1 protein-coding gene is annotated in these 460 nt (G+C 41.3%); it reads left to right on the forward strand.

All coding sequences use genetic code 11. The features are described from left to right. On the forward strand, positions 1-460 hold a 460-nt coding region (locus tag ACYVRH_RS14625; protein ID WP_461257592.1), incomplete at both ends, for a hypothetical protein.

Consider the following 460-nt stretch of genomic DNA (forward strand, 5'->3'; position numbering starts at 1 on the left):
CCTTGCAAGGGATGTGGTGCTTGTAAGGTATATCGGCAGGGCGCCTGCGCGGTTTCAGCTAACGCAACTGCAAGACAGCGCGATGCTTGACAATTATATTGGCGCGTGGCAGAGAATATCGCTTCAAGACCCGTTATGCCTCTATTTTATGAGAAATAACGCGCTCCACTTTATTTATTTTATGTCGGGAAAAATTGATTTAATTCAATTAATCGCGATTGTTGAACAACTGCCTGAAATTGAACGGGCGTTTATCTCGGCTTTTCCCAACGGTATTACAAAACTGAATAATATCAAGTCAATGAATCTGTATGACTACGATATTGAAAATGCCCTGCAAATAAGAAGGCAACGCGGTTTTCATAGTCTGGACTTTACTGTAGAAATAAAAGCGTATTTTGATATTGTAAAATCCCTGCTTGAAAAACCAACCGGCGTGTATTTATGCGCCCATTATGCC

Source organism: Treponema sp. R80B11-R83G3 (assembly GCF_054786115.1).